At 57.2% G+C, this 13,581-nt stretch carries 14 protein-coding genes and 1 pseudogene; 6 read left to right on the forward strand and 9 right to left on the reverse strand.

Translation table 11 applies throughout. The annotated features are described in order from the left end of the window. The first annotated feature begins 113 nt into the window (after nt 1-113). Nucleotides 114-254: a hypothetical protein gene (locus tag LRP30_RS29995; protein ID WP_249757086.1), complete on the forward strand. Its 141-nt coding sequence runs from the start codon at nt 114-116 to the stop codon at nt 252-254. Nucleotides 255-812: 558 nt separating this feature from the next. Here LRP30_RS29995 and LRP30_RS30000 read toward each other — a convergent pair. The 3 genes and pseudogenes from LRP30_RS30000 to LRP30_RS30010 form a co-directional block, all read right to left on the reverse strand. Continuing rightward, on the reverse strand, nt 813-1,427 hold the full coding sequence (locus LRP30_RS30000) for a sensor histidine kinase (RefSeq protein ID WP_249757087.1): 615 nt from the start codon (nt 1,425-1,427) through the stop codon (nt 813-815). A gap of 99 nt (nt 1,428-1,526) precedes the next feature. After that, nucleotides 1,527-1,607: pseudogene (locus LRP30_RS45280) on the reverse strand (hypothetical protein); the annotation flags it as partial. After that, nucleotides 1,577-1,957 carry a hypothetical protein gene (locus LRP30_RS30010; protein ID WP_249757088.1) on the reverse strand — a complete coding sequence of 127 codons (381 nt, stop codon included), beginning with the start codon at nt 1,955-1,957 and terminating at the stop codon, nt 1,577-1,579. The gene LRP30_RS30010 and the pseudogene LRP30_RS45280, both read right to left, overlap by 31 nt. A 690-nt stretch (nt 1,958-2,647) precedes the next feature. Here LRP30_RS30010 and LRP30_RS30015 point away from each other — a divergent pair. From LRP30_RS30015 to LRP30_RS30035, 5 genes are all read left to right on the forward strand, one after another. Further along, complete coding sequence (locus LRP30_RS30015; protein WP_249757089.1) at nt 2,648-4,330, forward strand: DUF2235 domain-containing protein; 1,683 nt, start codon at nt 2,648-2,650, stop codon at nt 4,328-4,330. Between the two features lie 509 nt (nt 4,331-4,839). Next, complete coding sequence (locus tag LRP30_RS30020) at nt 4,840-6,012, forward strand: ABC-three component system protein (protein ID WP_249757090.1); 1,173 nt, start codon at nt 4,840-4,842, stop codon at nt 6,010-6,012. Further along, nucleotides 6,002-6,493, forward strand: coding sequence for a three component ABC system middle component (locus tag LRP30_RS30025; RefSeq protein ID WP_249757091.1), 492 nt, complete (start codon nt 6,002-6,004; stop codon nt 6,491-6,493). The genes LRP30_RS30020 and LRP30_RS30025 overlap by 11 nt, the downstream gene beginning before the upstream one ends. A 331-nt stretch (nt 6,494-6,824) precedes the next feature. Then, complete coding sequence (locus LRP30_RS30030; protein ID WP_249757092.1) at nt 6,825-8,516, forward strand: DUF3732 domain-containing protein; 1,692 nt, start codon at nt 6,825-6,827, stop codon at nt 8,514-8,516. A gap of 137 nt (nt 8,517-8,653) precedes the next feature. Further along, entirely contained in the window at nt 8,654-9,775 is a 1,122-nt protein-coding gene (locus LRP30_RS30035) for a hypothetical protein (protein WP_249757093.1), read from the forward strand. An 87-nt stretch (nt 9,776-9,862) separates the two neighbouring features. Here LRP30_RS30035 and LRP30_RS30040 read toward each other — a convergent pair whose 3' ends face one another. The 6 genes from LRP30_RS30040 to LRP30_RS30065 all read right to left on the reverse strand — a co-directional run bounded on the left by LRP30_RS30040 (nt 9,863) and on the right by LRP30_RS30065 (nt 13,381). After that, the gene (locus LRP30_RS30040; RefSeq protein WP_249757094.1) at nt 9,863-10,366 is read right to left on the reverse strand and encodes a hypothetical protein; all 504 of its coding nucleotides are present in this window, start codon (nt 10,364-10,366) and stop codon (nt 9,863-9,865) included. A gap of 630 nt (nt 10,367-10,996) precedes the next feature. Then, nucleotides 10,997-11,974: a DUF2971 domain-containing protein gene (locus LRP30_RS30045; RefSeq protein WP_249757095.1), complete on the reverse strand. Its 978-nt coding sequence runs from the start codon at nt 11,972-11,974 to the stop codon at nt 10,997-10,999. Continuing rightward, nucleotides 11,971-12,498, reverse strand: a complete 528-nt coding sequence (locus LRP30_RS30050; protein ID WP_249757096.1) for a hypothetical protein — start codon at nt 12,496-12,498, stop codon at nt 11,971-11,973. The genes LRP30_RS30045 and LRP30_RS30050 overlap by 4 nt, the downstream gene beginning before the upstream one ends. A gap of 26 nt (nt 12,499-12,524) precedes the next feature. Then, nucleotides 12,525-12,806, reverse strand: coding sequence for a hypothetical protein (locus LRP30_RS30055; RefSeq protein ID WP_249757097.1), 282 nt, complete (start codon nt 12,804-12,806; stop codon nt 12,525-12,527). A 12-nt stretch (nt 12,807-12,818) separates the two neighbouring features. Beyond that, nucleotides 12,819-13,103, reverse strand: coding sequence for a hypothetical protein (locus LRP30_RS30060; protein ID WP_249757098.1), 285 nt, complete (start codon nt 13,101-13,103; stop codon nt 12,819-12,821). Next, a complete protein-coding gene (locus LRP30_RS30065; protein ID WP_249757099.1) occupies nt 13,100-13,381 on the reverse strand; it encodes a helix-turn-helix transcriptional regulator in 282 nt (93 codons plus the stop codon). Before LRP30_RS30065 ends, LRP30_RS30060 begins: the two co-directional genes overlap by 4 nt. Nucleotides 13,382-13,581 lie beyond the last annotated feature (200 nt).

Raw genomic sequence — 13,581 nt, forward strand, 5'->3', positions numbered from 1 at the left:
AGGCAAGCGGAGGCGGCATCCCACCTGAACGATTGGCTGCGATCCCCTGGCGTGCAGCCGCCCAAAGGAGCAGTCAGAGGCTTGTCGTTGTTGGATCGGGTACGAAGCTTTCAATGATCACGCTCGATCTCGCCGATCCAGATGAAGCACTGGCGATAGCAGAGCGCATCGCCGAGCACACCGGGCGGACCGTAACCGTCCGGGATGCCAACGGCGAAGTTCTTGAGACGATCCGAGCGCCCAGCAAGAACTAGGCGCGACCTCCAGATGCGGCGCAGCGTGAACCGTGCCACGCGACTCGATGCGAGGCTGCCAAGCTTTACTGCTTCATCGTGCTTCTGTCGAAGATGAACGCGGCTTGAAACACACGCTCAATGTCCGTCCGCACTTCGACCGCAACGTCTTGCCTTGTCGAGGCAAACTCCTTTGCCACGCCATCCAGCGACTCAGCGGCATCCACCTCTGCCTCTTGCTGAGAATGGAACTCAACCTTCCTCGTCCGGCCAAAGGCCAGCGTCGTCCCGGATATCCAAGTAGTACCGGGTCATGTTTGGCCCTTCGCTTAGAAAGGGCAATGCAACGTTTGTTAAGTCGTTCCTATCAGCCTCGGCTTAGTTCAAACGATTGGGTTCCAACGTCATCGGGGCTGAAGTGCTTGCTCTAACCCGTGATGGAGACGGAAAATGCAAGCCGACCTTCCTTCTGACTGGCAAAAAACCTAGCGGCACTGGATTCCAAGCTATAGCTCCGAGGGCTACCCGCTCTAAGTGGCTCCACCCGGCTGGCCCAATCCTTACCCAAGGCTCGCGTGATCAACTTATGAGCGGGAAAAGGATCGAAGTTGAGGTTCCCATCGGACTACTCTCTCGGTGAACCTCGCCGCCAATTTGACGCGCCAGCGAGTCTATAAGCTTCAGACCTGAACCGTCTGTGTTGGGCTTTTTGATGCCGCCCCCGTTGTCGGAGATGGTGAGCCGGCCCTCGCCGAAGCCAACGCCTGTCTGCAAAGTTATCGAGATCCTGCCGCCAGCTTCGTCGAAGGCATGTTTGATGCTGTTCGTTACGACTTCATTGAGTATCAATCCAAGCGGCACCGCTCGCTCAATCGAAAGCTCGGTCTCGTCGGCTTCGAAGTCTATGACGATTCTGTCGACCTGCTGTTCGATTGAGATCACGAGAGCCCGAAGGTAAGAGGCGACGTTCACCACGTAGACGTTCTGACGGATAGCAAGCTGGTCATGTGCCAGCGCGATTGCGTTGATGCGATTGGCGACATGGTCCAGGGCACGATGGATCGCCGGGTCGTCGAATCGACGTTTTTGAATTCCGATCGAGGAAAGGATTATTTGGAAGTTATTCTTGACCCGATGCTGAAGCTCCCGAAGCAGGATCTCGCGGTGCTGCACGCTTGCCGCCGCTTCAGCCATTGCCGCGGCGTCAATATCGCTGGCCGTTCGGCGTTGCACGGTCGCGCCGATGATTGCGGCAGCTGCAGTCAGGAAGTCGGTCGTATCCTCGGTGAAGTCACAGGCGACGGAACTATCGATTTCAAGTACGCCCCACGCCGCTCCATCGATCAGTACGGGTACGTTTGCCAGGGAAACGATGCCGTGCTCCTGGAGAATGGAGGAGATGACGAACCCTGCGCCGATGCTGTATCCGCGAGACAGACAGGTTCCGCTGTTTGATACGCCAGACCGGGCGGCGATTTGAGGTCGGCCGGAAAGGTCGCAGCTCGAACAACGCCAGTCTTCCAGCCGACGCCGGCGACCATCAGCAAGTCTGCCGTTGACCTGCGATAGCGCATGATCTTAGCGTGATCCACCTCGACAGCGCGAGCCACCTGCACGACCGCTTGATCGAGAAATCTATCGATGTCGGAGTTCTGCCCGGCAATGCGGCCAAGATCTACCAGGATTCGAACATGGCGCCGCAGCTTTTCTATCGTTTCCAGCATCCCAGCTAACGCCCATGCGGCCGAGAGGTGCCAAAGCGGTGAGTCGGCCAGTCAGCACTCGGAAACAGCGAAAGACTCAGCATTTCCGTGGTGATTTGTACCGCCTCACACGCTAGCGCGAAATGCGACTTGGGTCGTTCAAGTCCGCTACGGCTCAAGATGAGCAGTTTGGGCGACAGGCCTTCTCGAGAAGCCGACCAACAGTGAGCCTAGTAGCACGGCTGCGAAGCGCAATAACCGGACACGGGTTGTGTGTGAAAGAGGCGGCCAGCGGAGGCCGCCTTACTTCTTCTTGGACTGTTGTTTTGAGCCGCGTCTTGGCTGCGTGCGCTCTTAGTTCATCTTGCGGCGTAGCTTCTGGATAAGCTCTCGGAGATCGGCGGCATATTCCTCGATGACGCGCCGCGCCTCCTCCAGCCGGGAGGGCTGGGCTCTTTCATTTCGCTCTGTTGGTCGGGCTCAGACATGGCGAAACTGTCGTTCAGAGGTCGGCGAGACCGTTGACTTAATCAATGGAGACGGACCCGACCGGGCGGCCCCTACTCTTCCCAATTAGGTTATGACATTCTCGGCAGCGATAGATATTCGCCACTGTGCCACCAAGGAAAATTCCTCGCTAAGCCCAGCCAGCGACTCGGCGGCCTTCACTTCTGATCGATCGGCGGTACTGAAATAACACAACTTGCAACGTTGTGTCTGCTGCCTCGGAAACCAATCGCCAAACATCTCGTGATGTGTGACCCTGGAACCAGAACCCGCATTCAGTCGAGTTGTGAGCAAGTGGGTCAGCTCACATTCCGACCCCTGCAATCTGTGATACAGATCGGCCTTTGGCGCACTTTGGGGGAATTGTGTGCGATGCCGAAGAATATTGTGATCTTTTCCGACGGCACAGGCCAAGCCGGCGGAATCAATTTCGACGAAGCGCGGACGAACGTTTACAAGCTCTACCGCGCCTGCCGCGTCGGCCCGGACACGAAGGTCGAACCATCCGAACAGGTCGCCTTCTACGATGCCGGTCTCGGTTCGGCCTCGGATGGCGGTCATTTCAAGATCGGCTGGATGCGCTGGCTCTACAACCTCGCCAGCATGGCAACCGGCCTCGGGATCACGCGGAACATCGTCGATTGCTACGCCGCTATCATTGCCCTTTATGAGGAAGGCGACCGCGTTTTTCTGATCGGTTTCAGCCGGGGGGCCTACACTGTGCGATCGGTTGCCGGCGTGATGACCTATTGTGGCATCCCGCGCCATATGCCCGATGGCTCGCCCCTGCACCGCGATCCAAAGAGCATCCACAAGCTGGCCGAGCACGCCGTCAAGGATGTCTATCAATTTTGCCCATCCTATTCGCGCAAGAGTCTTGGATACCGGCAGTTTCTGTTAGAGACCCGAGACGCGATCGCCGCACAATTCAGACAGCAGTACGGTAGCACGACCACCATCAACGGCGCCGAGCGGGCGAACGTCTTTCCATACTTCGTCGGCGTGTTCGATACGGTCGCCGCCCTCGGGCACAAATATCTCGGCACGGCGCTCGTGACCTCCGGCATTGCACTGCTGATCGGAGTGCACTGGCTCGGTGGCTTCCTTCAGCCGGTCTTTCCATGGGCGGGATGGGGAGCTTGGAGTCTGAGTTACCTCGGCGTCGCCGCAGCCCTGATCGCTTTTCTCATGAACTATCTCAAGATCGCGCCATCCTTGCCCGGCTACGGGTTCTTGAGGCGCCTCCGGACCGTGCATTTCGCCCCACCGAAGCACAAGTTCTACGACACGACGCTGAATCCAAATGTCGGCTATGCCAAGCATGCGATCTCGATCGACGAAAACCGCGCCGACTTCAAGCGGGTCGGCTGGTCGCCCACGGCCGAGAAGCAGGACGTACGCGACGCGCTCGGCAACCTCTACTTCGAGCAGGTCTGGTTTCCGGGCGTGCATGCTGATGTCGGCGGCGGCTATCTGGAAAATGAAGCCCGCTTGTCGGATGTGGCGCTGAACTGGCTGCTCGCCGGAGCCTCGCTCATCCCGGGCGGCCTGAAACATGACAGCAGTGTCCTGCGGCTGTCACCCGATCCTGCCGGCCCCCAACACAATGAACAGGCGGGTGGCTTCCTCAAGGCCGGAGTTCGCGAGCTTCCCATCGATCCGAAGACTGAGGAGTCGAGATCACCCATGCACAAATCGGTCTATCGCCGCTTCGAGGCAGGGTCGGTTCTCCTGTACGACCGCATCGCGGCTTATCGACCGGACAACATGAGGGTTCACGTCGACTTCAAACACTATTTCGATGGCAGCGCGGCGCAGCCGCCCCAATGCGTCGCTGACGACATAGAACGGAAGTGGGAAAATGCCGGCCATGTCGGGCGGCTCTAACACAGCTAGAACAAGGAAAGCGGTTCTGTCCGGCAGCGTTCGAGTCGGCTTCGCCTCTGCCTAGGCGAGCAGAGTAGATCACAATGCCGAGAGTGGACCCGCCGATCGGCCGCCAAAATCACCGTTTGAAAAACCGTTTTAGTTCGGTCCTCTCAAACGGTTTCTCTCGCTAAGGTCTTGATTTGTTTGGTGGGCGCACCAGGGCTCGAACCTGGGACCCGCTGATTAAGAGACAGCCCCGGGCTGAGAACAATCAATGACTTACCGGTCGCACCACCGGGCTTACCCGGCTGAAAGTGGGCATTCGTCGCACGATCTTAGTGTTTGCATTGCCTGATAGGCTTGGAGCGCTTTGCGCGTCAAAATACCGCGTTCACGCACTTTGATGTGGGCGGCGGCTGCCGTCCAGATCCCACTTGGGGATAGGCTTACTCAGACGATAGGCAAATCGCTTCCACAACTGTATGTTTTGTATGTTCTTCTGACAGATTTGCAACGGCCGGAAGGTCTTGGATTCCAGGTACGATAATACTGTCGCCGCACAGGCTGCAGGCTACATCCTGCAGCTTGATCGTGCATTGCATCACTTGGCGCTTGCGGCGAGCAGCGACGTTGCCGTCGCAGTGGAACACGTCGACGACGTCGTTATCATGCGCGATGGCAAGGTTATCCTGGTTGAACAGGACAAGAGCTCATTTCAGACTACCGTTCAGTTGTTGGCTAATCGTAGCCGAGCTTTTTGGCGGACGCTTCAAATTTGGCTTCGCCACCGAGAAAGTCCAGACGGTCGCCACGTCGAGCGCCGGCTGTTCTTCGTCAATCAGTGGGTGTCTTCCCCGATTGCGCTTCTGCTCAAAAAGCGAGCCAAGCGAGAGATCGAAAGCGCGGAAGTCGTCAGGGCGATGCGAGAGATCGGAGCATCGCGCTCTAAGTCGAAAATCCAAGGTGTTATAAATGACGTATTATCCAGGAGCGATCCAGATCTAGCTGCGCTCATCGAAACGATTGAGATCGTCGAGGCCGAGGATCCCTCCAGCGAACGAGCGAGTTTAGCAAATGGGCTCGGTTTGAATCCTCGCGCCGATGCAGACGACATCATAGAGGGCCTACTGGGTTGGTTGACGACGAAGCTTCGCATCGAATGGTCGGAGGGACGGCCAGGTGTGATCACGCGCCGAGAGATCCTCATCCAAAGCTACGCGTTGCAAGAAAAGCAAGCTAAGCGCCGATTTCTTCCTCGGCCGTCGGCTGACATCATCGTCAACGAAGAGGACCGCAAGGGGGCGCTTGCACGAAATTTCGTCGAACATCTTGGACGGATCCGCGCTGAGAATGAGGACGTAGTTCAAGCCGTCGATCATTTCCTCAAGTTCAGTATCGAAAAGCACCGTCTTGTTCGGGCCGGAGACGTGCCCGATGCCGAGTGGCGCAACCGCTCAAATCGGCTGAGGGAACGTTGGAGCAACCTAATGCGCCGAAAACGACGAGAACTCGAGGGATCCACGAACAACACCATTGGCCAGGCTGTGCTAGCTGAGACTACTTACGAGCACCGTGAAAGCCTGGATGGCCAAATGTGCGACGAACTCTACATGACGTCCGGGCACTATCACCGTCTGGCTGAGGAAGATGAAGTTTGGTGGGATCCGAACTTTTTTAGGGAGGCACAGCGTGAGAGATGACCACGAGGAGCTTCTTGCGCGCAATCCAGCTCTCCTCAGCCGATGCTTCTGGCATCTGGCCCGAAAGTACGGAGAAACGGCGGAGGGACCAGCTCCGGGTTTACCGATATTTCTCGTGGGTGCAGGCCTTCTCTTTCACAGAGATACTGTCGACAAAGTACACCGCATGAACTTCGACAGTCGGTTTCTCAAGGTAGTCGCCGAAAGACCGGATTTGCTAGGTGGCCTGCAGTCGAGGGTAGAAGGGGCATTTGGCGCATCACTCGTCGCGCTGCAGGTTGGTGTTGCGTCAGAGCTTCTCCAGCGCGACGGCGGGAGTGGCTTTCCCACGTTTCGGGCCTTGGGTGGGGCAGATTTGCCGGTGGCTCTGCGAGAGCCTTCCAGCTCAGGAGAAATGATCGCCGCAGCGAAAAGGCTCGGCGCATGGTTTGCGCTGGAGCCCTTCGAGGTAATCCAACGACAACTCGTCATAGAGTTTTAAGTCAATGAAGCTCGTCGTATGGCCGGAGGACCCAAACCACGACCCGAGAAGGGTACCCTTCGACGTCGAGAAAGTGTCCGTAGTGACCGGTTGGAGCAGTACGGGTAAGTCCTCGATCGTCGACATTATCAACTACGTTCTGGGGTCGGGAACCTGTTCGATACCGGTTGGCTACATTCGCGATCTCGCATCTTGGTACGGGCTGGAGATCGAGACTGACGTAGGTCCGATGCGGATCGCTCGTCCTAAACCAGCCGCTCGGCAGGTTTCGGACGATATCTGGCTACAGCAAGGTGCCGACACGGACGGACCACTCCCAAGGCGGCCAACGATGACAATCAATGTTGCACGTTTGAAAGCAATGTTCGATGCGATGTCAGGCCTATCAAATCTTGGCGTCGTGCCGGAAGGGGAGCAAAGCCGGGCAAGCTTCCGCGACATGGCATCTTTTAACCTGTTGCCACAGCATATAGTCGCTAATCCCTACACGCTTCTCTTTAAAGCGGATTCACAGTCCCACCGCACCAAACTCCAGCAGGTGCTTCCGTTGGCCATGGGCATTGTGACTAATGAAGATTTAGTTCGCGCCCACCGGTTAAGGCTTCTTCGCGATGAGCTTCGCCAGATAGAGACGGAGCTGCGGACACGACGCGATGCGATCGACAACTGGAAGGCGAATGCACGAGGCGCTTTCTATCGGGCTCAAGAGCTTAGCTTGCTTCCGCCTGGCGAACCGCCAGAAAGCCTGCAGCTCTTGATCGGACTCCTTCAAAAGGTCGTGGACGCCGGCGGCCATACGATCGCTACGGCAGGCAGAGTGACGGCCGCCGTGGAACGGCTCAAAGAAATTCGCCGTCGCGAGGAAACCCTTGATGCCAAGATTAGCGCCGATCGACGGCGGCTTCGCAAATTGAAGAGCCTAGCCCGTTCCGTGCTTGATTATGACGAAATCCTGCAAGAGCAGCGCGCCAGTGTGGTTGGTGTTGGATGGTTCAGGGCTCAAACCCATGCAGAGACGTGCATCCTGTGTGGATCGGACACCGATGCCGCCAAACAGGCACTCGCTAATTTAGAAGAGCCCATTGCCGAACTCTCTGCCCTTGCGGCAAGCACGACTTCGACCAAGCCGATGGTGGATCGAGATATTATCGCGATCCAAGAAGAGCTGTTGAGACATGAGCGCGACCTATTGGCATTGCGGCAGACGCGACAGGCCTTTGAAGCAGAAGTCGATGTCGAGCAAGGCCGCAGTCAGAGCTTAGAGAACGTTTATCGGTTTATTGGCTCGACTGAGCAAGCTCTCAACATGCTCGGAGAGGTCGAAGGCGAAAGCGGACTCGCCGACCGCGCAGAGGCGCTTCGCAAGGAGATCGCGGATCTCAACGCCCAAGCCAATGAGCGGGAGCGACAGAGCCGAGCAGAACGAGTTCACAATCAGATATCAGGCTACATCCCGAGATTTATCGAAGCGATGGGCGTCGCAGGTGCGGAAGGCAAACCAGTCCTCGACGAACGTGAGTTAAACATCAAGTTCGAACGCGAGGGTGCAAATCGCCCTGACTATCTATGGGAGATCGGCAGCGGAGAGAATTGGATGGCGTACCATCTAGCAGCGCTTCTAGCACTTCATGGGGTGTTCCTAGCCCGCGGCACAACCAACCCAGTACCGTCCTTCCTTGTCATCGATCAGCCCAGCCAGGTGTACTTTCCGAGCGACACATTCGATGCATTCATCAAGGGGGAACAGCCGGCAGGCGGACAGGCCCAGCGGCCTAGGCGCCGCAGGCATCTGACAGACATCGAAAGCACCCAACGCATCTTCTCCAGCCTCTCGCGCGCTCATCAAAGCTTCGAGGGCCGCGTTCAGATTATCGTTCTTGATCACGCAGACCGGAATGCTTGGGGGGACGTGGATGGTGTGGTCGGCGTTGTCAATTGGCGCGATGACGAGGACTTCCTAATCCCGGCCTCGTGGATCCCTCGAGAATCCCGAGACGCAGACGAGCCTGACGAGAACAACTGATACAGCCGCGGCTTGATTGAGACTTGAAGTTCGCAGCACCGCGACGACCAGCTATCGCCTTCGGAGTTGATAGCGAGCGACGAAAGAAGAAAGCGACACTCATCGACTTCAAGCTGTGACAGGCACGGGGATAGTTATTGAGCAACGCGAGAGCCGAGCAACTTCTCAACAGGGCAGGCATTTCTTTCGAACCGGAACCCAAGTGGATCAAGGAGGGCCAAAAGCCCGACTTTTACTGCAAAGGGAAAAAGCCGTTCTGGTGCGAGGTGAAGACTCTAGAAAGGCCAGAGGATTCCGAGAAGCTCAGCAGGGCGTTTCGGGATCTTAGAGACCGCACCGCTAACATCGAGCAAACCGGACAGGGCATTGCCTACGTCCATGACGACTTCTCCGAGCGCGACGCCAAAAGCGTTGTGCAACTTCTGAAGCGCGGCTTGAAGCGCTTTGAGGACGGCGACTCCCCGGATGTAATCGTCGCGCTTGTTCCAAGAAGTCCAAATCGAAAGCAATTTGTCCGGTTCTCTGTCGCGACAGGAAGACATGGCGCTGTCGAATTTCACAGCTGCGTATCGCTAACGGGAATCTATGGGAGTCCGGATAGCATCTATGCTGATCCTTTCGAGCAGCAGGTGACGCAATACTTCTCATTCGGAACGGAGCGCACCGCCTTAGCAGGTGCTTTCCTGCAGCCGAACGAGACATTTCTCGCGGCCATCGTGGTTTCGAAGCATTCGGATCGCTTCTCTCTGATCACGGCCGCCTCAGCTTTGCCTGCAAAGAGGCTGAAGAATCCCCAACGAATCCGCGAAGTACTTGGCAACGCGAACGATCAATTCAAGAATGGCACGAAATACAAGAACATTCCGTGCCTCCTGACGATCTTTCACGACGGGCTAGATGTCCCAGACGAAACGATCATCAAGAGTGCCCTCTACGGGAATCTGAAGTTCGTCTTACCTAAGCAACGTCCCGACAAAGGCAAGTTGATTTTCGACAAGGATGGTGGCTGGACACCCGAGAAAAATCGAACAACCGGCGCGGTCCTTTATGTTCGAAATAGCGGACAGCCACTTCTTGTTCATAACTACTGGGCGCGCAAGCCATTCCCGACTGGCCTCTTTGAATGCAAAGAGGTTTCCGTGCTGCCAGACGGGACATTTCAAGAGACCAACTTCGTCAGTCGCCCGATCATACGCTCTCTTCTAACGCGAATCGCAGGCTTACTGGGAAAGCTTTGGAAGGAGGACTTGAAGCGCTAGACCACGGCGAGCGAAACTCTCTTTCGCGAGTATGGCACCTGATCAACCGCGCGAACCCGCCATTCTATTCTCCCGCTGCTTCGTCGATCATCGGGGCCACAAAAATCCGCAGGCGCGCGACCAAGAACCAACGCCGGCAATCATCAGTTCGAGGCGGATAGGCAACCGGCCGCGCTCCAGCGATCCAATCACCTCAACCTTCTCCACGCGCTCAACACACCGCAATGGTGTGTACCGCTGGTTCAAGACTGGGTCTCCGTAAGGTATCGAAGCCAAGCGGGCTACGTCGAGCTTGATAAGCGTATTCAGCCAGGGTGAGCCAACGTAGCAGTGCCAGTATTCAGCTAGCCTGGACCCATAGTCTGGATGAAAGGGGCTCTCGCCCCGCATCATCGACAGGCAGGTAATCAGCGTCTGCGGCAGCGCGTCGAGCCCGCTGACGGTTGTGATGCTTCTTCCGGCGTCGGCCAAAAGATCGTGCTCGACGGATAACGCCACGTCCGTCGGCAGGGTCGCGGCCAGATCTCGGGGAAAGTCAGGCGCGACGACGCCCTCGACGATGATCTTTCCTAAGTGGCGCTCGATTCTCAATGGACCGATGAGGGAGCGTCCTCCTCCGAGGCTCGTGGCAACAACGTAGCGATCGTAGGGGGTGCTGAGGGTCGCTCTTTCTGAAGCGCAGTAAGTCCGCAAATGCACCAGCAACGAAATGATGGAGTGTAAACCGCCAGTGTGCGCCGATTGCGCCGGTTAGGTCGCCAACGCAGACAATATCGGGTCCAAGAGCAACAAGATCGTGAGGTGGTTGTGGCTGGATCGTTCGACCCATGAGGGCCTGCTTGCTTCGACTCTCATGTTCGCGCTTCATTTGAAGTAGGATTTCGGCCGTATAGGTGACAGTATCATTGTCGATTGCTCGACCATGATCAGCGCAAACCAAATGCCGTTGTCGATCGACCGCGTGCTTCGCTCGTCATCGTCCGGTCGTAGCGAGGTCCGCCCTCGGAGGCGGCGCAGATGTGGGCGGCCGTACCTATGTTCGAAACCGCCGCAGTCGACTTGTCGCTCGGACCGACCGTGGGCGCCTCGCAGATCGAGCAGCGATAAGCAGCTCGGAGCGCAAGCGCAGACCTTATGGGAGCTGGAAACTCGTCGCGCATGAAAACTCACTCGTCATTGTCGCCACAGGCGGCCGGCCACGTCTTCAGGCAAAGTTGATCCTCAGGACACCCGATAGGGAATCGCGGAGCGCACAATCTCAACGTCCTGATCTATGCCGAGCGTAACCAGGAACGCACGTATGTTCCGTTCTGCATCCGGTGGGGCTGCGGGACCAATCACAATTTCCTTGATCATCCGGGGCGCTCGGATCTGTATCGGCTGGGCAATGTATCGCAGGGTTCCCCCAGCCCTTGAGCGAGTCTTGATATGAGACGAGAGCGCAGAGAGCGTCCCCATGATGACAAGCCGGACCTCTTGCTCGTGGATATAACCTGAATGCTTCGAGGTGAGGCAATTCCAGATGAGCGGCGATGCAATTAGTTCACGCGCAAAGTCTTGCATGAACGGGATTCCGATGGCCCGATCAGCAAGCATATTTCGATTGGCATTGGCCGCGGCCAGGAAGAGCTCCGCGGCCTTCCTCAGATGCAGCGAATGGCGAGAGACGATCTCGGCATCGGCGTAGTGGACGGATCCGACGAATTCTGGAAGGCGACCTAATGGAGGATGTGCTGTGATCGCAAAGAGAGATGGAGAGAAGCCGATCGCGACGCCCCGGCCATTGTCCGCGTAGGCCCGCCACTGGCCTAGATCGTCGCGCGCGCGGCTAAAACACGTAATGAAGAACTCCAGCGCGCCGGTGAAATTATCCCGCCGGAACATGTCGGCCAGGCATTCCAGGAAAAGCCGGACGCGCCCGTCCGCGCCGGCGGCAATCTTCTGTGCCGCGACATGCGACAGGTTGATCCCGTGAAGCAACTCGGTCGGGTCATTCAGGTGCCGATAGTCCGTGAACCAGATGCTGCCGGATTCAAGAATGCCTTTGAAGCCGTCCGCATTCGTATAGTGATACAGTGGGGTTGTTATCGCGCTCGTGTCCTGCTCGATCTGAAGGTGCTTGTCCCGCCACTCCGCAAATGAATCGATAGCCTTCTGGAGCGGCGAATGGAGCATGTTGGTTGGAGAAGGTGTGGTCATGGAAACTGAGCGAGGTCAAAATAGGTCCGCCCGTCAATCAGAAGTGGCCACGCATACCAAGGCGTAGTGAATGTCGAAACCATATAGGTTTCGTCAGGTCGATCGCTGCGCGTGGCAGCGATAGGCAAGTATGTATGGGCCACGGCCGACGGGTTCGTGAGCTGCATGTCGTTGTCTTCAAGCACGAGGATTGTACGGGCGCCGTGCATTTGCTTCCAGCGAGCAAGCTTCGGAAATTTCTTCTCACAGGCACGCCCGATCCGTTCGACTCGCGAGATTTGCGTTTCTGGCGGGACGAGATGTTTAATTTGGACTCGTCCGGGAAGCGAGGCGACGCCCGCGAAGCGGATGATAGATACCGAAAAGGGAACGCCGGCAGGCTGCACGGTCAGGAGCGTTCCGTTATAGTCAGCGTACTTGCGCGTCGGAAGCGTCGGGGTGGTGGACGAGATCCAGGTGACAAGTGCAGTCTGGACTGCGCGAACGTCCGCCATCTTGAGGCCGGTCAACCCGTCGAGCGGCATTTGCAACTCGATGACAGTGCCGTTCGTCAGGAGGGGCCCAATGCCAATGTCGCAAGGGTTTGAATGGGGTCAAAAAGATCCGCGGCCCGGTTTTGATGGGCCATGAATCCATCGAAAGGTTCGATCCCCGTGTGTTCAATCGCGTACAGGCTTCCTTGGAGCCTGAGGGTCAATTCCACCCGCACATCCGGTGGCGTATTTGGATCCCTATCCTGAGCCTTTACGTCGTGGCGGATAGCGCCCTCACGACGCTCGATATATTGCACAACCCCTTCACACGCCTCAGTCTCGTGGAAGGCGAGCGACATGGGTGGCTCCGATCACTGAAGCCTAAATCGGCCGGTCTGGTTGCCGGCAAAACTACAGATGAAGGTGTTGCCTGTACGCTCGCTCGAGATCATCGCTGAGCCGCGTCGTGGCTGCAATTGGGATCGGATAGCGTTGGCAAAGTCGGCCCACGGCATCCTGTCAGGCCTTATCATCTCCAAAGTCGTTCGATGGGCGAGAACCGTAGCATCGATTCCGCGGCGGCGCAGACGTCGGGCGGCATTCCGGATATTGTCGCCCTTAACGCGGTTGAATTCGCCAAAGTAGCGGCTCATCATTCACCCTCCTCTTCTTCATCTTCGCTCGCAAATGAGATCGCCACCGATGCGAGACCGTTATTTCGACTGAAGGCCAGGAGAACTCCTTCTTTCACGAGAGCACGGCGGATCGCTTTCAGCGTGTCCGCCTTCGAATCCCGGCCGCGCTCAACATTGCTGACGGTGCCCGCGGAAAGCCCTGCTCGCGCGGCCAGCGTTGCTTGGTCCAGGCCGGCCAACATGCGCGCGGCCGCATAAGTCCGGCCGAGCGCTTCGTTGTTCGAAAGGTTGAGTGGCATAACCTCATCCAAATTGAATAGGATTTATTGTAATTATAAATATGGCTAAATTATGTCGCATTGTAACTGCCCGGGGGCACTCGTCTTCACCTCCAGCTCTGCACCCATGCCCACCGGCGGAAAGCGGCGCCATCGCGCCCGGGCCTCGTCGCGGGCGACGGCGATCCTGGCCCACCGCCCCCTGGAGTTGAGTTTCAGAT

Source organism: Bradyrhizobium sp. C-145 (assembly GCF_023375135.1).
GTDB classification, from domain to species: domain Bacteria; phylum Pseudomonadota; class Alphaproteobacteria; order Rhizobiales; family Xanthobacteraceae; genus Bradyrhizobium; species Bradyrhizobium zhanjiangense.

What these genes read in the sequence shown, in the direction of transcription:
- LRP30_RS29995 (WP_249757086.1), top strand. Translation starts at nt 114, where the DNA reads ATGATCACGCTCGATCTCGCCGATCCAGATGAAGCACTGGCGATAGCA.
- LRP30_RS30000 (WP_249757087.1), bottom strand. Translation starts at nt 1,427, where the DNA reads ATGGCTGAAGCGGCGGCAAGCGTGCAGCACCGCGAGATCCTGCTTCGG.
- LRP30_RS30010 (WP_249757088.1), bottom strand. Translation starts at nt 1,957, where the DNA reads ATGCTGGAAACGATAGAAAAGCTGCGGCGCCATGTTCGAATCCTGGTA.
- LRP30_RS30030 (WP_249757092.1), top strand. Translation starts at nt 6,825, where the DNA reads ATGACAATCAATGTTGCACGTTTGAAAGCAATGTTCGATGCGATGTCA.
- LRP30_RS30045 (WP_249757095.1), bottom strand. Translation starts at nt 11,974, where the DNA reads ATGACCACACCTTCTCCAACCAACATGCTCCATTCGCCGCTCCAGAAG.
- LRP30_RS30050 (WP_249757096.1), bottom strand. Translation starts at nt 12,498, where the DNA reads ATGCCGCTCGACGGGTTGACCGGCCTCAAGATGGCGGACGTTCGCGCA.
- LRP30_RS30055 (WP_249757097.1), bottom strand. Translation starts at nt 12,806, where the DNA reads ATGTCGCTCGCCTTCCACGAGACTGAGGCGTGTGAAGGGGTTGTGCAA.
- LRP30_RS30060 (WP_249757098.1), bottom strand. Translation starts at nt 13,103, where the DNA reads ATGATGAGCCGCTACTTTGGCGAATTCAACCGCGTTAAGGGCGACAAT.
- LRP30_RS30065 (WP_249757099.1), bottom strand. Translation starts at nt 13,381, where the DNA reads ATGCCACTCAACCTTTCGAACAACGAAGCGCTCGGCCGGACTTATGCG.